Here is a 20776-nt window from a genome sequence, read left to right on the forward strand (position 1 = left end):
ATCTAAAGCATTTCTTTTGGTTCTAATTTAGAAAATGCGCAATGAATTTTATGTGAAGTTCACTCAATTACGAGATAAATATAAACAACTATGCAACCAGCATTTCACTATTTAGACTGTGTTGTCTTAACGAGTTTGGAAACGTCGTAGCCATAGCTTTTTGCGGTTTGCAGATAAGACTGATATGTCGCCTCATCAAGTTGAGGACTACGAGAAAGAATCCATAAATATTTATGGCTTGGGCCACCGACTAAAGCAACCTGATAATTTGGGTCAACTCTTAAAACCCAGTAATCGCCTTTTGTAAAAGGAATCCATCTAAGGCCAGAAGGTAAAAAGCTTACCTTCAATTTACTGTTGCCTTCATTTTGCGGATAAGCAACTCCTTCAGATGAGATCATTTCGCCTTTTTTAGTCGTACAGCTATTTAAAACACCAACGGTTTTGTCCGCGTTAATAGAATAGTTTGCAGTTGTATTGGCTACACAATTACGCTGAAAAAACATAGGTAAATGCGCAATTTCATACCACTTACCTGCGTATTTATTAATATCGATAGAATCAACAGCGACGGGTTTAGTATTGGTGTCGGCAAAGGTGCTCAAAGGAAGCATTAAACTGACCGCTGCAAGGCTGCTGCTCATGACCAGTGACTTAAATAATAATTTCATGATCGCCCTCTTCTGTTTATTTGATGTACTTAAACATACGTCAGAGGGCTGTGAACAAAGTGTGAATTTTAAAAATTAAGCAACATTAATAAGGGTTTAATTGTATTTCTTTGCAGCATCTGCAACTGGAAAATCAAGCTCAAAGCACACACCCTCGACCGTGTTACAAGCCTTATAGCGGCCATGATGCAGATCCATAATTGAAGCAACAATCGATAAGCCTAATCCACCTGTTTGATTCTGATCACTTCGACTTGAGTGACATTGGTAGAATCTTTCAAAAAGATGCTCAAGTTGATGATCTGCAATTGAAACACCTCCCGTTACCACAGTCAGACTCACCCATTGCCTATGTTCAATCATCTTATGTTTAGTTGCGATATAAATAGTCCGCTTGTCACCACCGTGAACCAACGCATTTAAAATCAGGTTATAAACGGCTCTTTGAAAAAGCTCAGGATCTGCAAATAAGGTTTGAGCTTCTACGTTAAAACTAAAATGACAGTCTTGTTCGTCGGCTTGATATTCAAAAATCTGGCATAGCCCATCTATAACATCTTGGACGTTTATTTCTTGTTTATTTACAAGCACCATTTTCTGATCGGCTCTTGCCAAGAAAAGCATGCTATCAATCATGCGTTTTAATCTGTGGTAATCGTCTAAATGAGAAACCAGTAAATCTTCATATTGTTCAACCGAACGTTCGCCAGTTAAAGCAATCTCGGTTTGCCCAATCAGATTATTTAAAGGTGTGCGGAACTCATGAGCGATATCTTCAGAAAAACGGTTGAGCTGGGTATAGCCCTTTTCAATACGCTCAAGCATGTGGTTTATATCTTTTGAAAGCAGATCAACTTCTAAAGGTGAATTTGGGAGGTTTAATCGGTTCTGTAGCTGATTTGCATTAATAGAATGAGTTTGATTGCGAAGCTGTTGTAGCGACCGTAAACCAAAATGACACGCTAAAATACAAAGCACAAAGATTGCAAACACGCCCCCGACCACATACATCAAGAGACTTTCTTGAAAAGGTAAAAGAATATTAATGCGTTCCGACCATTGTTTACCTGCAATGAGTAGATAAGGCTCGTTATTAATCTTTATGGTTTTCCAAGCAATGCGCGTTGGATATGAGTTGTTAGCTAAATCTTGAAATTGAAGACTGTCGCGCTGTGCAAGTTCAGGTAACTGAATATGGAGCGGATTGATATTAATTAAAGTTTTGTCTTTATGGATGAGCAGAAACAAGTTGTCTTGGTTGCCGAGCATGTTTTGATACAGCTTAGGCCGCGCAATAATTTGCTCTACATTTTCGCTATCTTGCAGCAAAATTTCCAAACGATTAATTCTGTCTGCTAAAGCTTTATCTTGTTGCTTCAATAAAATTTGATTAATGCCTAAATAGGTCATAAAGCCGACTGAACATAAAATTAAGGCAGAACAAAGCGTGACCAGTAATGTAATACGGACTTCAAGAGAACGTAGAAATTTAAAGTTCATAAGCTAACCGAAATTTTATAGCCCAAGCCACGTATGGTATGAATGAGTTTTAACTCATATCCCTCATCAATTTTGCTTCGTAAACGGCGTACAGCGACATCAATAAAATTGGTATCAGTGTCAAAGTTAATATTCCAAACTTCGGAACCGATTTGTCTTCGCGTCACAATTTGCTCTTTGTTGAGCAACAGGTAACGCAACAAATTAAATTCGGTCTTGCTCAGTTCAATTAAGTTTCCGTTACGCCATACTTTATGACCAACCACATCCATTTTTAAATCACTAATAGACAACTCGTTTTCTTGCAGATATTGCTGTCGTCTTAACAGACTTTTAATGCGTGCCAACAGTTCAATATAGGAAAAAGGTTTAGCCAAGTAATCATCTGCGCCCAACTCCAAACCTTTAACTCTATCTATGACCTGATCTTTTGCCGTTAAGAAAATCACCGGAATTTTTGAAAACTGGCGTAGGACTTGTAATACGCTCCAGCCGTCTATGTCCGGCAGCATGACATCAAGAATAAGCAAGTCATATTGATTTCTCTTTAGCATTTCCAAACCTTGCAGCCCTAAGTGAACACACTCCGCTTGATATCCAGACTCTTTTAATCCTTTGACCAAATAAGTGGCGATCTTGATCTCGTCTTCAATAATAAGGATACGCATTTTGTAGAGACTCATTTGAAAGATGACAACTTTGTAATGTGATTGTCATGCTTGAAATTAAGCAATTTGTTTAAGATTTTCAAAGCGACATAGAGGCAATCATCATGAAAAAATTGAACTGGCTGATGTTAGCAGCCGTGCTATTCGGTAATAGTACTTTTGCACAGCCCCCTGCTTTGAATCAAGTTTATTCGTTAGATCTAAAAACTGCCCACCTGCTAGCCGACAGTGCAAAAGAGGCATGCAAAAAATTAAATCAAAACATTGCGGTTGTTGTTGTAGATCGCGGTGGTAATCCATTAACTGCCGAACGGCATGAGTTGGTGGGCCCGCATAACTTAATGGCTGCCGAGAAAAAAGCCTATACCGCGTTATCTACCAAAACATCGACCTTGGTTTTAAGCCAAAACAGTAACCAAAACCCCGATGCAAAAAATTTAACTACCGTAGCAAATTTACTTTTGTTAGGCGGTGGCGTACCTGTCCGTTTTGAGAACCAAGTGATCGGTGCTATTGGAGTTGCGGGTGCTGGCGGCGCACAGAATGACAATCAATGCGCAAGCAAAGCCATTGAAACCGTTTTTCATTCATAAGGAGTTCATCATGACTAAATCATTTATTGCTTTATCTTCATTATTTATAGCTTCAGCTACATTTGCACAAACTAATCCACTAAGTGTGCATGTGTTAAACCTAGAGACGGGTTTGCCCTCTTCTCAGGTTGAAGTGGTTTTAGAAAAAAATACCAATAACCAATGGGTTAAAATCAATCAGCAAGTGACCGATTCAAATGGTCGTATTACTGCACTCTATCCAGAAAATAAAAAACTAGAGCAAGGTGTTTATAAAGTTACTTTTAAAACTGAAGACTGGTTTAAAAAGAACAAACAACAAACTTTTTTTGCCGAAGTACCTGTAATTTTTAAAGTCGATGGAAGCGTAAATCACTACCATATTCCGTTACTACTTAGCCCTTACGGTTATTCAACTTATCGCGGCAATTAAAATAAAAAACCCCTTTATCTGTTATGCAAAAATAAAGGGGTTGGTTAAAAGCAATTTCTACAATTCAACTGAGACCCTACATTCGTAATGATCTTAGTAGAATGCAGTTTTCCTAATTTACGATGAACCATTAAGAATAAGCGAACGGTGAGCGCTTACCCCTGCCATCATTCCATCTGCAACTGCGAATGGTACCGAACCACCTAAACGTGCAATATCACCGCAAGCAAAAACCCCTTTTACCGTGGTGTCTTTTGTCGCGTTTGTTTTGATTATTTGTCCAAACGGCGTGTCTTCGACTTCACATCCAAGCTCGGCCAGCCAAGGTTGAGTAATATATGTACGTGTTGGAATAAACAGTCCATCCAGAGCAATAACCTTTCCATCGGTAAACACAATCTCTGCCTCACCTCTGATTTCCTGAATAAGACATGGCTCTACAACCACGCCACGTTTTTGTAAGGAAGTATGCCATTCTGTATGAATGAGTTGATCATTTCCATTAAGTAAAAGCGTGGTTGGGCCCCAATCAGGTAGCATTATTGCCAATTGTAAGCTGTGTTCTGAAGTGGCCAAGATACCGATTTTTCCTTGTTCTAATTCATATCCATGACAATATGGACAGTGAAAAACTGTTTTTCCCCATCTTTCAGCTAAACCCGGTATTTCGGGCAACTGGTCGGTCACTCCTGCCGCAATAATAATTTTTTTAGTTTGAATGGAATACACCCCATCAATACAAATACAAAAACCTTCATCTATTTTTGCAATTTTTTTAACACTCCCATTTTGCCATTCAACAGTGCTATAAGCTTCTAATTGTTTTTTTGCAATTTCAACAATTTCATTAGCTTGAGTTCCATCTTGGGTAAGGAATCCATGAGAATATTCAGCAAAACGATTTCTTCTTTGCCCTGCATCAATTATTGCAATGTTTCTACGTGCACGGGCCAACGGCATTGCTGCTGATAAACCCGCATAACTGCCACCAATAATCGCAACGTCATACAGCATTTTATTCACCCTTAATAAGTAACTTATGAAGTTACATTAATGCCTTTTATTTTAATTTGCAACTTTTCATGTTACATTTTATACATTCTATTGATCGCGCTGTTTTTTGTGCTTATGCGTACAGACAATAAACTTTCCCGAATACTTCATGTGCTTTTACACATGGCGAGGCAAAATCGCAGTTTTACTTCTGAAGAAATTGCCAAAATGTTATCAACTAATCCTGTAGTTATTCGTCGTACCATGATTGGGTTAAAACAGGCTAACTTTGTACAATCAGAGAAAGGGCCTGGCGGTGGTTGGCACTTAATAGGAGATATAGAAAAAATTACGCTTCTTGATATTTATAAGGCTGTTGGTGAACCTACAATTTTTGCAATCGGCAATGAAAGAAAAAATCCGGAATGTGCTGTAGAACAAGTCGTCAATGCAGCTCTAGATACAAGTATTCAAGCTGCACAGGCGATTTTGATTCAACGTTTAAAAGAAACTCCCCTAGCCGATCTTGCAAGATCATTTGATCAAATTTGTATTGAAAAAGGATGGGATTTAAAACACTCACATGAGTAAATTTTTCCTCACAGCTTTTAAATAACAACTAAAGAACTCAAAACCGGATGGAATTATCAAATTTTATCCGGCATTTAACCGGATAAAACGTGTATAGATTTAATATTAAGAACAGACACCATTGCTAATAACCGATTTTTTGTTTGAATCTAGCGCCACAATTGAAGAAGAAACCGTATTAATGATTTGAGTCATTGCTTCACTTGAAGCATTCACAATACCTTCCATCTTTTTAGCTTTCTGATCAATCGGTTGCCTAAAAGCAATTCGACAATTGAGCTGAGATCCTGCATTCGTGATGACTTTTGCATTATTTGACTCTAATTGAGTGGGCGGTATTTGACGCTTCACCACCCAAGACACTGCAATATTAATATAGCTTTTATCTACAATATCAAAATGAGAAAAGTCTGTAGAAACTCGATATAAAGGCTGATTGTTTCCAGCTAGCCCACTACTATAACTGTCAATTGCCCCTAATTTTTGCTGTAAACCCGCTGACAAGGTATCGCGTAATTGCGTACCCATGGTCGATGTCCAGCGTTCATTGTTTAACACCGTAGACTTACCACTACTGTCTTGGAGTACCAAAGGCGCACGGTCCAATCGGTCTGGAATCCCGACGGGTAATACCTCAATCACCTGCACAGTTGATTTTGTAGCCGCAGTAATTTTAGGGGACATCGTATAATAATTTGGCGTTGGCGAACTCGAACATGCCGTCATGGCAACAGCCGTTAAAAACAGGCCGCTCCCAAGCAGCCATTTGGCTGCTTTAGGATGTTGAAAAGATAGAGTGTTTTTATTTTTCATCATCGGTCTCTGGTGTTTTACCACGAATAATTGATTCAGGATGTTGCTCAATATAGTCTGCCATTAACTGTAATGAAGCAGCTGCACGTGTCATTTGCTGCAATGCTTTACGTACGTCTTGTTGTAACGGCGCATCGCTCGACAAAATAGACTCTGACGATCTTACAGTTTTACGAACATCGTCTAAGGTTGCTTGTAAACCAGGTGCAACTTTTCCATCTAACTGTTTAACCAATTTATCGGTAGACTCAATGGCTGTGTTCATATTGTTGAGCGTTTTACGTACATCTTGCCCAATCTCAACTAACGGGAATTTAGTTAACTTATCAGCAATCTGAGAAACTTGTGCTTGTAAGCCACTCAGTTCAGTTGGTGTAGTTGGAATCACCACACGATCATCACTCAAAATTTGTAATGTGGCTGGTTTAGCTTTAGGGAACTTATCTAGGGCAATATAGTTTTGACCCGTGAGAAGGTTGCCTGTTCTCATTTGAGCACGCCAACCATGTTCAACAAAATCTTTGAAAATATTGCTGTTTGGATTGAGTGCCTGTCCATTCTCAACGCGTGACGGATAGATGACCGCCTCAACACGCATACGAATCTGCTTATAGTTGTTATAAAACTCTGCATTAATCGATTTAACATTACCAATTTCAATGCCCATGAAATCAATTGGCGCGCCAACAGACAGTCCACGTAATGAATGATCAAAGTACATAATCACACCACGAGGTTGCCCGTCAGGTTCTTTTAATGCCTCAGATTTCGAGTCCCACAGATTAAAGCGACTATGATTTGCCGCTGTAGTAGCACGCGAGCTTTCAGGAATTCCAAAAGCAATACCGCCCGCGACAATACTTGCCAGCGATTGAGTATCTAAACTAAATCCTGAAGCATTCAAGCTCACATCAATACCACTCGCCTGCCAAAAACGTGCATCGGTGGTGACAAACTTGTCATATGGTGCACGGATAAAAGTTTGCAGCTCTACAGTTTTACCATCATCAGATAACTTATAGGCTGTAATTTGCCCCACATTAATTCGACGATAATAAATTGGGGAACCGACATCTAAAGACCCCAAGTCATCTGCATTTAAGAAAAATTCTTTACCCGGCACATCGGAAGTAATCACTGGCGGTATTTCTAAGCCAGTAAATTCAAGCTTTTTCTCTTCTGACTTGCCGCCATCCACTTCAATATATGAACCTGACAATAATGTGTCTATTCCTGAAACCCCACTCGTCCCAATACGTGGTCGCACGACCCAAAAGCGTGAATCTTTTGCGGCAAAGTTACTGGCATCTTTGCGCAAATCAATTCTGGCAATCACGTGTGAACGGTCTTCTGAAAGATCAATCTGGCGTACGACACCAATATCCACCTGTTTATAACGGACCGTTGTTTTACCTGCGACCAATCCCTCAGCCGTTCTAAAAGACACGTCAATTGTAGGGCCGTGAGACAAGAGCGCTTTTATCGCTAATGAAAGCGCGATTAAAAGAGCAATCAATGGAATGAGCCAAATTAAAAGAGGCTTCCATCGACTTTTCTTTTCTTGGGGTTCTGGCAAATCATTCATGCTATCCAGTTCAACATCTGGATCACGACGATCTGAGTTACCAGGGGTTATTTCATTTTCAGACATACTCATTGTTCTTTTATTGACTGGGATTAATGGAATCATTATTCAACGGCGGGTGTTCAGCCTGAATAATCTTGGTTTTGTTTGAGGCAAAGGAAGAAGGCTTATTTGTATTTTGAGATGCGTAGAAGTTATCCCAAATAAGTCGTGGGTCAAAACTTAAAGATGCAAACATGGTTAGCACTACAACTGCACCAAAAGCGATCGAACCCGGCCCTGCTAAAATCGTAGCAAGCGACTGAATCTGAATGAGCGCTGTTAAGAGTGCCACCACAAATACATCAATCATTGACCAACGGCCGATAAACTCGACAACTCGATATAATTTAACGCATTGCTCAGGTAAAAACTTCCAAGCTGACGATTGTTGCAGATATACCGCCACCAATAAAAAATACAAAATCAGTAGCTTTAGCATGGGAATAAAAATACTGGCCATGAAAATGACCGCTGAAACCAGATAGTCTCCACTTTGCCAAAAGTAAATGACCCCACTCATGATGGTATCTTGCTGGCTACCCAACAGTGAGTCAGTCACCGTCATTGGAAGTACATTGGCGGGAATATAGAGAATGGTCGCAGCCACCACTAAAGCAAAAGTTCGATTTAAACTCGCTGGTTTACGTGAATGCAGCACGCTATTACAACGAATACAACGTAATACCTGATGGCTTTGGTTGAGTCGTCTCTTGTCATTTTGAGCAGAATTTACAACCCCACAACAGTGACACACAATTAATGAGAGATCTTTGGCTCTTGGGTATTGCTTAAGCATTGACCCTTGCTGCGAGCTTTGTATTTGGGTCACATTTTTTATCGTTTTCATGGCAGTGACCTATCAATTTCGTTCCATATATCACTCACCTTTATGGAAGTAATATAAACCAACAATACACTTAAGATCGCAAATGCCCATAACGCAATCTCGGGAATCACCAACACCATTCCTATTAACTTCACAAGCGTGACCAAGATCCCGATTAAGAACACCTCAACCATTCCCCACACTCTCATAAAATAAAGTGTACGTAAGGCAAACACTAAAAATGTGGGTCTTTTCTTTAATACGCTTACTGTGCCCAACACATAGGAAAGTAATAAAAGATAGGAAAGTGGCACAATAAAAGTGGTGATTAAAATAAGAATGCCAACAAAAGCCCGATCATAATGAAACATCACCCAGACCGCACCCAGTAAGGTGGTTTCAGAGATGTTGCCCTGCAATTCAATTTTTACGATAGGAAAGCTATTGGCAAGAATAAATACAATTAATGCTGTTAAGATTAAAGCCAATAATGTCGAAAAAGGTTTGGTGTGCCGATAGAGTTCAGCGCCGCAACATACGCAATAAGCTCTTTTTCCATAAGCAAGCGGGGTTCTACGATAGACAGTATCGCATTCCTCACAACCTGCTAATTCTTTAAGCTTCATAGTTATACTCTGAGATTTATAGTTTTAACTGCGTCACACAAAACTCTTTTTATTACTAAGGTAAATTAAAATATAAATCAATCGAAAAACTATCCAAGTCATCATAAATTTTGAGATGAAAATTACCATGTACTGTTCAATATATTATTGAAACTTCTGGATAATCTGTACAAATTCTGTGGTCAAATTAAAATAGAACCTAAAAGTCAAAGGCTTAAGCTGAGATAGTACAGTTTTATGACCAACATATCTTAGATCGGCATGCGACAGCACGAAACCATCAAAAATTTAGCATTTCTGAACAGTACGGCATGTGAGTCATTGGGAAAACAGTACAAAAGAATAGCGTGTTGGTTATAGAGGCGGACAGAGATTTACTTAAAAATATGAGTGGTCATAAAGTAGTTCTAAAGTTTTTTTAATACCCATAACCCTCTCTTTTTAATATGATAATTTTAATTAAAATATAAAAAAATTAATTACTTTCACATTCAAATATACATTCCATTCAAGAACGGCAATTTCAAATCTTATATTTTTCTTTAAAAATAAATGTCATTATAAAGATAAATTTAAATATATTAAAAATTAATTTATGCGACATAATTATCAAAAAATTAATTTTAAGTAGATTGTTTTTTAATTTATATAAAAATTAAGACCAGCCTAACAATTAAAAATTAATCACTTAAATATCAATAAACTAAAAATTTGTTTTCAAAATTAGATATAAGCAATACGCTTTAATTTCATAAAATATTCTTTATATTATTGTAAATAAATTTTATCTATGATTAAAAAATTAATAGTTGATTTAAACACTCAGAATTACCACCAAACCTTAGATCACAAGCATTTTAAACTTATTAATTCTTATAATTAAACTTAAGAAAACCACCAAACTTAAAGGTTTGCTTAAGTAATTTTCATATTGTATTTTAAAAATGAAAAATAAATAAATTTATATATTAAAGATAGAGCTAATAATAAAAGTGAGATCAAAATGATTGAATGGTTACAAGGTGTTTTAAAGCACAGCCCCGAAATATTATTGTTCTTATCACTCGCAATAGGCTTCTGGATTGGACAATTCCAGTTTGGAAAATTTCAATTTGGTGGAGTCGCAGGCTCCTTACTCGTCGCAGTTGTTTTAAGCCTTATTGGCGTACCTGTCGATAACGGTGTTAAAGCAATTTTATTTGCTCTCTTCATTTACGCAGTAGGCTTTGAAAGTGGCCCTCAGTTTTTTAAATCACTGGGTCCACAGTCCATAAAAGAAATTTTATTAGCAGTATTTATGGCAGTGTGTGGTTTAGTCACTGTTTTAGTGATGGCTAAAATTTTTCATCTCGATAAAGGCTTGGCTGCGGGTCTCGCTGCGGGCGGCATGACTCAATCAGCGATTATTGGGACTGCGGGAGATGCAATTTCTAGACTCGATCTCCCACTCGCAGAAATTCAAAGACTTCAAGCAAATGTCGCGATTGGCTATGCGGTCACTTATATTTTCGGTTCATTGGGAGCAATTATTGTCTGTGTGAATATCTTGCCTAAATTTATGGGTAAAGAAATTCACGACGATGCTTTAAAAGCTCAGAGTGAACGGCTCAAAGGTGCTTTTGAATTAGCCCCAGGCCAAGAACTGGCAATGCCCGAAATTGTTGGCCGTATTTATAAAGTTAAACAAGCCAATGGGCAAACTATTGCGGAAATTGAAGCAAAAGAGCCGAGTATTACGATTGAACGGTTAAAACGTAAAGATCAGTTTATTGATGTCGCTCCCGAGCTAACTTTACAAACAGACGATGTCATTTTACTGGTTGGTCGCCGTGCCAATGTAGTTTCAGTTGCCGAGCAAATCGGTAGCGAATTACAGTCATCGCAAGGTATGGAAATGATTATGGATACCAGCGATGTCATCCTAAGAAATTCCAAATATCTCAACCGCACCTTAGGAGACATTAAGGCCAATACGCCTGCGTATTTAAAGCACGGTATTTATGTACTTGCAATTAAGCGTAACGAAGAGACACAACCTTTAAGTGATGACACCGTTTTACGACAAGGCGATGTGGTCACCGTATACGGTACAAAAAGTGACCTCGACCGTTTGGTGAAAGAAGCAGGTAAAGCCCTACCTGAAAGCTTAAAAACGGACTGGATTTTTCATGGTGCTGGCCTTGTGGTTGGTTTGGTGATTGGTCTATTTGTGATTCGTTTGGGTGATGTGCCATTAACTCTTGGTGCTGGTGGTGGTGCTTTACTATCAGGTCTTCTGTTTGGTTGGATTCGAAGCAGAAATCAGGTGCATGGCAATATGCCTTTAGCGGCTTCACAGCTTCTTAAAGATTTGGGACTTGCGGGCTTCGTTGCTGCCGTCGGCTTACAATCTGGTTTGCAAGCTATTCAAACCATTAAAGAAAGTGGTCTTTCACTCTTTATGATTGGAGTTGTGGTAACACTGGTTCCCCTCCTACTTTCCATGCTCTTTGCTCGTTATGTTCTGCGTTATGACAACGTTGCAGTAATGGCAGGGGCGCTATCCGGGTCACGCAGTGCAAACCCTGCATTTGGTGCAATTTTAGACAAAGCAGGAAACTCGATTCCGACCGTTCCATTTGCAATTACCTATGCCCTAGCAAATGTGTTCTTAACCTTACTCGGACCACTGATTGTAGGCTTGGCCTGATTTTATACATTGAATTAGAAATTTTATTCATCTCACTATAATTAAGGAGACGTCCCATGGGGAAAGTCGATTATTCTAAATACGCAAAACTCAGCCCATTTGAACTTAAAGATAATTTAATAGAATTAGCTCAAAGCAGAACTGACCGAATGATGTTAAATGCTGGGCGTGGTAATCCGAACTTTCTTGCGACTATCCCACGTAGAGCATTCTTTCAACTGGGTTTGTTTTCTGCGACCGAATCCGAGTTCTCGTTTTCATATATGCCGGAAGGTTTAGGTGGCTTCCCGCGTCCCGTTGGACTCCAGTCACGGTTTGATAACTTCATTTTGGAAAACCGTGACAAACCCGGTGTGGTCTTTTTAGGTAAAGCCGTGTCTTATGTACGCGACCAGTTAGGCTTAGATCCAGATCTTTTTTTACTTGAAATGGTTGAAGGGATTTTAGGGTGTAACTATCCAGTACCAGACCGAATGCTCAGAGTGAGTGAAACGATTATTAAAGAGTACGTCTTAAGAGAAATGGGCGTACAAGGCATGCAAAAAAGAGACTTAGATTTGTTTGCGGTCGAAGGCGGAACAGCCGCAATGGCCTATATTTTTAACTCATTAAAAGAAAATAAAATTATAAAAAATGGTGACCGTATTGCCATTGGTAGTCCTATTTTCACGCCATATCTTGAGATTCCAAAGCTCAATGATTATCAACTCGAAGAAGTATTAATTGCGGCAGACCCTAAACTCGATTGGCAATATCCAGAGTCGGAGCTTAGAAAGTTAGAAGATCCGTCTATTAAAGCTTTCTTTTTAGTCAACCCAAGTAACCCGCCATCGGTAAAAATGAGCGATGAAGGACTTGCAATTTTGGCTGATATCGTTAAAAAACGCCCTGATCTGATCATTTTGACAGATGACGTTTACGGTACATTTGCCGATAATTTCAAATCACTATTTGCGATCTGTCCTGACAATACAATTTTAGTTTACTCGTTCTCTAAATACTTTGGTGCGACTGGTTGGCGACTGGGTGTCATTGCACTTTCAAATAACAACGTGCTTGATAAACAAATTGCAAATCTATCAAAACAAGAGAAGAAAGAGCTTGAAGAGCGCTATTCATCTTTAACCACTGACCCAGCAAGTATTAAATTTATTGACCGCTTAGTTGCCGACAGCCGAAATGTTGCTTTGAACCATACCGCTGGTCTATCTACCCCACAGCAAGTTCAAATGGTTTTATTTGCCTTGTTTAATATGATGGACTCACGCCAAAGCTATAAAAAAGCAGTTAAATCTGTTGTTCGTGAACGCGACGCAGCACTTTATAGACAGCTTGGTGTCGAGGTTCCAACAGATCCAAATGCTGTTGATTATTACACGCTAGTCAACCTTGAAAACACATCAAGGACTCTCTATGGAGATGAGTTTGCTGATTGGGTCATGAAAAATAAAAATCCGACCGAGCTATTGTTTAGAGTTGCCGATGAAACAGGTGTAGTTTTATTACCGGGTTCTGGCTTCGGTGTGCAGCACCCTTCTGCCCGTGCATCTTTAGCTAACCTGAATGAATACCAATATGCTGCAATTGGTGATTCTCTAAGACGCTTTGCGGATGAAGCTTATGCAGAGTATTTAAAAACTAAAAAAGGCAAATAAACACCTATATACAGTGAGGCTCTAGCAGCCTCACTTTTTTCTTTCTGTTCTTTAATTTGCTATTTCAGTTTTTCAATTTAAGCATTTATCTTTAAAAAGTAATCTAGCAACTGATCAGGTTCTTCATTTTGGCTTGAACCTAAAAGACCAAAAATCGCACCATCAATCATAAATACAAAAATATCAGACTCTTCATATGTGGCTCTTTTTTTAGATTCTCGCAGAACCCAGAAAATTTCATTTTTAAGCCATCGCCTATAGCGAATTGCGGTTTGATAAGCGTTTGGATAAAGCTGTTTAATTTCAAAAATCGCTTTAAACAACAGGTAATACGCCCCTTTTAAGTCCGCATGTAAAAGGTAAATTTGTCTGAGCTTAATAGACAAATCTGGATATTGACGAGATTCACTTACCGCCCTCACTTTTTCTTTTAAGTGCTCTTTTTGAACCAACAAACACATTTCAATTAATCTTTCTTTGGAGTGAAAGTAGTTGTAAAAAGTGGCTTTAGAAATTTTAGTCTCACTAACAATTCGGTCCACCCCGACTTTGTTGAAGCCGTATTGTTTAAATAAATCTGCTGCTGTGTAAAGCGCTCGCGTAGCTCTAAATGAAACTTCTAAATTTTTCATGTTTACTGCTTAAAATAATTTTTTGTTGTAAATAGAAGAGATAGAAATGCCGTCACTCTTAAAATGAGTGCTAAATACAGGCATGCGAAAGCTGCACAATAATGGTGTGCTCGCCTATCTCTGGTTTATTGTTGCTATGTTTTAGTCGTAACGATTCTTAAAGTGTAGAAACCTAAAGTCGGTTAAACCGTTTTAAAGACTGTTTAAGCGGTATGAATAGAGAGAATTTGGCAAAGGCCAATAAAGAAAAAGAATTAGTACGCATAGAGGACTCCTCATGTCTAAAGAAGTTCTACCGAATTACTGTCAAATAATTATGGTGGCAGAACGAGAGAAGGTTGACAGACTGGTTAGACGCCAGCACACCCGAAGGTGTCCCTCTCCCGTCCTACCGCAACGGGAGGAGACGAGAAGCTTACACACAAAACTATTCCTCAGAAGGAATAATTCTGATGCGGTCTAAATCAGCCTGTCAAAGCCGGCTGACAATGTAGGTCAGCAGGCAAAGGATAATCGGCAAGGTTTAGAGTGTCAATGTAAGGTTGAATAGAAAATAGTTAAATAATTATTGTTTTTCATTCAATTAGATATTGAATCTTAATAATAACCAAGTTCAACTTTAAAGAAGCTAAACATTTCAACTAAATCTATCATTTTAGATAAAAATTAATTAAAACAAAAAAGCCAACTCTTTCGAATTAGCCCTAATTACCTCACGACCACGTCTGTGAAAATTGCTTTTGATTTTATTGTTCGCGACAATCTTCATCATTTTTGTTATGAGTCTAAATTAGCCTTTCTTTATGACATTTCGATTAAAAAAACATCCAAAATCTCTCCTAAACAAACTTCATACATAAAATATGTGTTTTAGAGAACTAAATCACAATTTACAGAGCTGTACATTTTAAAGGCATATTCCGCTAAACGGCCAAGTCTATTATGCTTAAGTCATCTAATTGTTAAGTATGTATGATGGAACAGCAAACTTTATTACAAGAACTGAACTCACTCATTGAATACTACTCAAAAAGAACCGATTGCCCGCCTACTCGAATACGCATCGGCTATAGGGCTTATGCAAAATTGATGCAGTGCCCGCCTTTTGCAGATGAAGTGATGAATTCAGCCCTAGATCCAAATAAGCGAAAATATAAGAAGTTAAAAATTAAAATTACAAAAGATGATAATCAGTTGGAACTTGAGTAAATTTTTAAGAGTTCAAAATAAAAAGTTCTTCAACTCTCCTATTTGCGATTTTATTTATATAACAATCCAGTCAAAGGCACAGCCGTAGAGCATTTATAGTCATTCCGTAAAAGCTCTGCTAAACAAAGCTTTTACAGATATTTTTTATACTAATCCAGACTTTCATTATCTGAGGTATCTTCTTTATTTAAAATCCGCCCTTCTTGTTTTGGTCGAATCAATGGTGCTGTCGGTCTTGGGTGATGAGTATGTGTATATTGCATACCTACTCCCGCATTGACGTCATCTGCCGCGATTTCAGTTTCAAAACGCTCATTATCCAAATCTCGAATTTCCTCGGTAATTCTTTCTACCTCGTCTTCATCCACACCAAGTTCTTGCAAAATCACGCCGCCAAACTTAATTGCAGATTCAAATGTTTCACGAATCATAAAGTCCACTTTTTGTTTGACTAAATGTAGTGAATGCTCACGGTCATATGAACGGACTAATAGTTTTGCCAAAGGAAATTCATGGGTCACGAGTTCTACAATTCTATTGGTCGTTTCCTTGCTATCTACACACACCACAATCGCTTGTGCTGTTGCGGCGCCAGACGCATGCAGAATATCTAGACGGCAACCATCGCCATAATAAATTTTAAAACCAAATTTTTCGGCGTTTCGAATCATGTCGGTATTATTATCAATAATGGTGACATCGACACCTCTTGCTAACAATAATTGACTAGTGACCTGTCCAAAACGTCCAAATCCAATCATTAAAACGCTACCGCTTAAACCCTCAGCAATATTGATATTTTCTAATGAAACCTTCGTTTTTGCTTGAGTAAAACGTTTGAAAATAATACCGACAATTGGGGTCAACACCATTGAAAGCACAACAATGGCAGTTAAGTTAGATTTAACGGTACTATCAATAACTTGTGCACTTAGCGCAGCCGAGAATAGTACAAAGGCAAACTCTCCACCTTGAGCCATAAGTAAAGCGCGGTCTAATGCTTCAGTATGAGAGCTTTTCGTTACTCGGGCGACTATATAAATCATGAGCGCTTTGGCAAGCATCAGAGCAATTACGCCACTCACAATCAGTTGCCAATTTTGAGCAACTACCGATAAGTCCAATGACATACCGACCCCAAGGAAAAAGAGGCCCAGCAAGATTCCACGGAACGGTTCAATATCCGCTTCAATTTGATGTCTAAAGGTTGATTCAGATAAAAGCACGCCCGCCAAGAAAGCACCCATCGCCATAGTCAAACCACTGACTTGCATGAGTAACGCCGCACCCAACACAACCAGTAAAGCCGCAGCCGTCATGACCTCTCGGGCCTTGGCAGCGGCCAACAGTCTAAATAATGGGTTTAGTAACCAATACCCTGCCGCAATAAGCCCTGCAATTGCGAGCAAACCAATCCCTATATCTAGACGTACCGATGTGCTTTCGACCACATGATTCGGTGCCATAAAAGCAACAATAGCCAGCAATGGCACAATGAGTAAATCTTCAAATAGTAAGATGGCTACAATCTTTTGCCCACGTGGCTGAGTCAAATCACCCCGATCACCCAATAACTGCATTACAATTGCAGTCGAGGTTAATACAAACCCTGCGGCACCAATAAAAGCAACTTGCCATGTAAAGCCAAATAACAGCCCAACGCCAGTCAAAGCCAGCGCGCAAATAATAATCTGTAGCGTACCAAGGCCAAAAATCTCGCGTCTAAGACTCCACAAATGTGACGGCTGCATTTCCAAACCAATCACAAAGAGGTACATCACAATTCCTAACTCGGCAATATGCAAAATTGCGGCAGAATCTTGAAAAAAAGCAAAACCGAATGGGCCAATAATCAGACCTGCAATTAAATAACCAAGTACTGAGCCTAAACCAATACGTTTAAAAATAGGGACTGCAATGACAGCCGCCGCCAATAAAACCACAGGGGCAACCAAGCTAATTGAATGTGCTTCTGAGCTCATACATTTCTCATTTTATTTATCTGCAATTTATTCTATGTGAAACTAGGTTTAAGGGCGATTATTAGTTTTGAGAAAAAGCATCCTAAAAATAAAATGGTTTAAATGATTCGAAGATAAAAATTGAGTCTAGAGATACGAATCAAATACTCATGGATAAACACCCATAAAAAAAGCCCTAACGGGCTTTTTTTATATTAGGCAATAAATTTCAACATGAGCTGAATGACAGTCGCATTAATTAAGTCGACAAAGAATGCGCCACAAAGCGGAACAATCAAAAAGGCCTTATGTGATGGACCATACATATTGGTAATAGCCTGCATATTTGCAACGGCGGTTGGAGTTGCACCCATACCGAAACCACAATGGCCTGCTGCCAATACTGCCGCATCGTAATTTTTACCCATGACGCGGAACGTCACAAATGCTGCGTATAAAGCCATAGTCAGTGTTTGGGCACCTAAAATAACCACAAGCGGACCAGCTAAGTCGGCAAGCTGCCAAAGCTTTAATGAAAGCAATGCCATTGCTAAATAAAGCGACAAAGACGCGTTACCAAATACATCAATCGCACGGTCGAAAATATCAATTTTCAATACGCTTTCTAAAATGTTTCTTAAGATTACACCGCCACCGAGTGCCCAAACGAAAGTTGGTAACTCAAACCACGTTCCCTTACTAAAGCCAGTCATAAATTCAGCAAACGCTAAACATGCTGCAAACATACCCAGTGTAGTAATTGCATTATCGGCAGTAATTAAACGGACTTGATGCGGATTTTCAAACGGAGCTAAATCATCTGAATTTTGCTCAAGATGTGTGTCGCGATTTTGGATTTCAGCATTGGTTTTTGGTTGAGCAAGACTGTAACGATTGATAAGCAATTTCGCTAACGGCCCACCAATCACACCACCAATAATCAAACCAAAAGTAGCACTCGCCATACCTAATGCTAAAGCCCCCTGAATACCATGCTGACTTTCTAAAATTTCACCCCATGCGCCAGCTGTACCATGACCACCTGTTAAGGTAATTGAACCAGCAATCAAACCAATAAGTGGGTCAAGACCTAATAATGTCGCAAGACTCATACCAACAGCATTTTGCACAACAATAAATGAGGCTACACAAATTAAGAAGATGATTAAAGCAGTACCACCTTCTTTAAGCTTCATAAAATTGGCACTTAAACCAATTGAAGCAAAGAACACGAGCATAAAGCTGGTTTGTAATTCGCTACTAAAAACAATGCTATACCCCCACAAAGTGTGGACAAGTAAAGAAACTACAGCAGCAACCAAACCACCAGCTACAGGTTCAGGGATATTATAACGTTTTAAAAAATCAATACGATTAACAAGAAAGCGGCCCAACAATAAGACGATAACCGCCGAAATTAGTGTATAAAAACCATTAAAAACAAATTCCATATATACTACTTTCTGATTACATTCCTAATGGATTGTAAAATAATTATATTTTATTTTTTATTATTTAAATAAAACACAAACAAACTTTACAAAAACCATCTTTATTTAATAATAATCATATAAATCAATTTTTTATTTTGAGTATTTAGTAAAAAATCACAATGTATCCTCTCTTAAATTTCTATATTGCTTTGATAATTAATTTTTTAAACATTTAAATGCTCAAGCGATGAAATCAAGACATCTGGTTGCCTCAATCTTATTACCGATTTTTTAAGTAAGAGTATGTTGGGCTAAGCTAAGCTCTACTTGATACATTTAAAGAAAAATCCTGTCTTTTGGGTCACTGAACTTCTCCATCATTCACTTTAATATCCTTCAAAGACCAGCTCTTTACTGTTCTGGGCAACATCTTTATAGGTTTTATATTCAATGAGTTTATTGCTTAAAGTTCGTCAGAACGTTCCACAGCTACAATCTATTAAAAAATCTCTTCAGACACGTGCTGGTCAAAAAATACCTCACATGCTGATCAATGCATCAGATCTATTTTTCCGAGGCCCTCAAATAGCTTTGTCAGGAAAAACACCTTTTGAAGTGATTCATAAGCATGAAATCATTACCTTACGCCATTATAAAAATGAGACTGATACCTCTACTCCTAAACACCGCGTACCTTTAGTTATTGTTCCACCGCTAGCAGTGAACATGCTCATTTACGATTTGTTCCCTACTCGCAGTTTTGTACGTTTCTTTTTGGCCCAAGGGTTTGATGTTTACTTAATTGACTGGGGCGTACCAACCCGACACCAAGCAAAATATAACTTCGGTACTTATATTAAAGTTTTCATGCCAGAGATGTTAAAGCAAGTTCGCTTGCACAGCGGTCAGCAACAGCTTTCTTTACATGGCTGGAGTTTAGGCGGCGCACTTTCACTCTGCTATACCGCATTGTTTAAAGATAAAGATATTAAAAATCTAATTATTCTTGCTTCACCTATCGACACACACAAAGCGGGTTATATGGGGAAACTCTACGGTAGCCTCACCAAACCTGCCGAGTGGGTTCGTAAACATACGCCCTTTCGTATTCGCCATCATGTACCAAGTGAAGCATTTCATATTCATGGCTGGCAAAACACGCTTGGCTTTAAATTAACTGACCCGATTGGAAATTTGAAAACATATTGGGAACTTTTTAAAAATTTAGATAACCGAGAATTTATTGTCGATCATGCAACCTCAAGTTCATTTATCGATAATATGCTGGCATATCCGGGCGGTGTCATGCGTGACATTATCCTGCGTTTCTGGATTGATAATGAACTGTCTAAAGGTGTAGTTAAATTTGGTGAACTTACCGCCTATCTAAAAGACATTCAATGTTCTGTGTTAGCTATCGGTGGTAACACAGATATCATTGTTACAGCTGATGCTGTTAAACCACTCATGGATTTAATTAGTAGCCAAGACAAAACATTTAAGGTGGTACCCGGTGGTCATATGGGCGTAGTTTCTGGTAGTCAAGCACCCACTACGGTCTGGCCCGAAGTGAGTACTTGGTTAGCTACTCGTTCAGAATAATTAATTTAAAAGCAGTAAAGCCAGTGTAGTCAGTTCTATGCTGGCCATAATTCAAATTTTATAAGTCTGATATTCTAGTTTCATTTATATTACAGTAGTTTTTTCTCATAATTCAAAAGCAGCTCATTACTAGATAACTCAAAAATATAAATATAATTTCCTCACTATTAATCACATTAAAATCCTTCAACACATAAATTTTATTTATTAGAAATACAACTTAATAAAACAATATTTTATCAAATGTTAAAATTTTTTAAATAGATCAATTTTTT

Annotated in this window: 18 protein-coding genes; 7 read left to right on the plus strand and 11 right to left on the minus strand. The window is 38.5% G+C overall.

All coding sequences use genetic code 11. The features are described from left to right. Nucleotides 1-107: 107 nt before the first annotated feature. From J663_RS02265 to J663_RS02275, 3 genes are all read right to left on the minus strand, one after another. Entirely contained in the window at nucleotides 108-671 is a 564-nt protein-coding gene (locus J663_RS02265) for a lipocalin family protein (protein ID WP_032052263.1), read from the minus strand. A 96-nt stretch (nucleotides 672-767) separates the two neighbouring features. Continuing rightward, nucleotides 768-2171 (minus strand): heavy metal sensor histidine kinase, encoded by a 1404-nt coding sequence (locus tag J663_RS02270; RefSeq protein WP_033847548.1) that lies wholly within the window; start codon nucleotides 2169-2171, stop codon nucleotides 768-770. Further along, a complete protein-coding gene (locus J663_RS02275; RefSeq protein WP_033847550.1) occupies nucleotides 2168-2839 on the minus strand; it encodes a heavy metal response regulator transcription factor in 672 nt (223 codons plus the stop codon). The genes J663_RS02270 and J663_RS02275 overlap by 4 nt, the downstream gene beginning before the upstream one ends. Nucleotides 2840-2964: 125 nt before the next feature. Between J663_RS02275 and J663_RS02280 the strand changes: the two genes are divergently transcribed. Continuing rightward, nucleotides 2965-3432, plus strand: a complete 468-nt coding sequence (locus J663_RS02280; protein ID WP_014207181.1) for a GlcG/HbpS family heme-binding protein — start codon at nucleotides 2965-2967, stop codon at nucleotides 3430-3432. A gap of 10 nt (nucleotides 3433-3442) precedes the next feature. Then, a complete protein-coding gene (uraH, locus tag J663_RS02285; RefSeq protein ID WP_033847554.1) occupies nucleotides 3443-3844 on the plus strand; it encodes a hydroxyisourate hydrolase in 402 nt (133 codons plus the stop codon). Nucleotides 3845-3961: 117 nt separating this feature from the next. Here the strand turns inward: uraH and J663_RS02290 are convergent, their stop codons facing one another. Further along, nucleotides 3962-4867: an NAD(P)/FAD-dependent oxidoreductase gene (locus J663_RS02290; protein WP_081404562.1), complete on the minus strand. Its 906-nt coding sequence runs from the start codon at nucleotides 4865-4867 to the stop codon at nucleotides 3962-3964. Nucleotides 4868-4972: 105 nt separating this feature from the next. On the opposite strand from J663_RS02290, the gene J663_RS02295 reads away from it, so the two are divergent. After that, nucleotides 4973-5428 (plus strand): Rrf2 family transcriptional regulator, encoded by a 456-nt coding sequence (locus J663_RS02295; RefSeq protein ID WP_033848033.1) that lies wholly within the window; start codon nucleotides 4973-4975, stop codon nucleotides 5426-5428. Nucleotides 5429-5533: 105 nt separating this feature from the next. On the opposite strand, the gene J663_RS02300 is transcribed toward J663_RS02295, so the two are convergent. The 4 genes from J663_RS02300 to J663_RS02315 are packed head-to-tail and all read right to left on the minus strand — an operon-like array spanning nucleotide 5534 to nucleotide 9320. Further along, the gene (locus J663_RS02300; protein WP_005068387.1) at nucleotides 5534-6241 is read right to left on the minus strand and encodes a PqiC family protein; all 708 of its coding nucleotides are present in this window, start codon (nucleotides 6239-6241) and stop codon (nucleotides 5534-5536) included. Next, nucleotides 6231-7898: an intermembrane transport protein PqiB gene (locus J663_RS02305; RefSeq protein WP_032055556.1), complete on the minus strand. Its 1668-nt coding sequence runs from the start codon at nucleotides 7896-7898 to the stop codon at nucleotides 6231-6233. The genes J663_RS02300 and J663_RS02305 overlap by 11 nt, the downstream gene beginning before the upstream one ends. 7 nt (nucleotides 7899-7905) lie before the next feature. Continuing rightward, a complete protein-coding gene (locus tag J663_RS02310) occupies nucleotides 7906-8715 on the minus strand; it encodes a paraquat-inducible protein A (protein WP_033847557.1) in 810 nt (269 codons plus the stop codon). Continuing rightward, nucleotides 8712-9320 carry a paraquat-inducible protein A gene (locus tag J663_RS02315; RefSeq protein WP_033847559.1) on the minus strand — a complete coding sequence of 203 codons (609 nt, stop codon included), beginning with the start codon at nucleotides 9318-9320 and terminating at the stop codon, nucleotides 8712-8714. Before J663_RS02315 ends, J663_RS02310 begins: the two co-directional genes overlap by 4 nt. 1003 nt (nucleotides 9321-10323) lie before the next feature. On the opposite strand from J663_RS02315, the gene aspT reads away from it, so the two are divergent. Continuing rightward, nucleotides 10324-12009, plus strand: a complete 1686-nt coding sequence (aspT, locus tag J663_RS02320) for an aspartate-alanine antiporter (RefSeq protein ID WP_033847560.1) — start codon at nucleotides 10324-10326, stop codon at nucleotides 12007-12009. A gap of 56 nt (nucleotides 12010-12065) precedes the next feature. Next, complete coding sequence (locus J663_RS02325) at nucleotides 12066-13664, plus strand: bifunctional aspartate transaminase/aspartate 4-decarboxylase (protein ID WP_033847562.1); 1599 nt, start codon at nucleotides 12066-12068, stop codon at nucleotides 13662-13664. 77 nt (nucleotides 13665-13741) lie between these two features. On the opposite strand, the gene J663_RS02330 is transcribed toward J663_RS02325, so the two are convergent. Next, nucleotides 13742-14296, minus strand: a complete 555-nt coding sequence (locus J663_RS02330) for a TetR/AcrR family transcriptional regulator (RefSeq protein ID WP_033847564.1) — start codon at nucleotides 14294-14296, stop codon at nucleotides 13742-13744. 975 nt (nucleotides 14297-15271) lie between these two features. Between J663_RS02330 and J663_RS19460 the strand changes: the two genes are divergently transcribed. Further along, nucleotides 15272-15505 carry a hypothetical protein gene (locus J663_RS19460; protein ID WP_016806139.1) on the plus strand — a complete coding sequence of 78 codons (234 nt, stop codon included), beginning with the start codon at nucleotides 15272-15274 and terminating at the stop codon, nucleotides 15503-15505. Nucleotides 15506-15654: 149 nt separating this feature from the next. Here J663_RS19460 and J663_RS02340 read toward each other — a convergent pair whose 3' ends face one another. Together J663_RS02340 and gltS are read right to left on the minus strand one after the other, a co-directional pair. Further along, complete coding sequence (locus J663_RS02340; RefSeq protein WP_033847567.1) at nucleotides 15655-17487, minus strand: monovalent cation:proton antiporter-2 (CPA2) family protein; 1833 nt, start codon at nucleotides 17485-17487, stop codon at nucleotides 15655-15657. A gap of 194 nt (nucleotides 17488-17681) precedes the next feature. Further along, nucleotides 17682-18917: a sodium/glutamate symporter gene (gene gltS / locus J663_RS02345; RefSeq protein ID WP_033847568.1), complete on the minus strand. Its 1236-nt coding sequence runs from the start codon at nucleotides 18915-18917 to the stop codon at nucleotides 17682-17684. A 432-nt stretch (nucleotides 18918-19349) separates the two neighbouring features. Here gltS and J663_RS02350 point away from each other — a divergent pair, with 432 nt between their 5' ends. Continuing rightward, complete coding sequence (locus tag J663_RS02350) at nucleotides 19350-20501, plus strand: alpha/beta fold hydrolase (protein WP_033847570.1); 1152 nt, start codon at nucleotides 19350-19352, stop codon at nucleotides 20499-20501. Nucleotides 20502-20776: the final 275 nt, after the last annotated feature.

Source organism: Acinetobacter sp. 826659 (genome assembly GCF_000588515.1).
GTDB classification, from domain to species: Bacteria; Pseudomonadota; Gammaproteobacteria; order Pseudomonadales; family Moraxellaceae; genus Acinetobacter; species Acinetobacter pittii.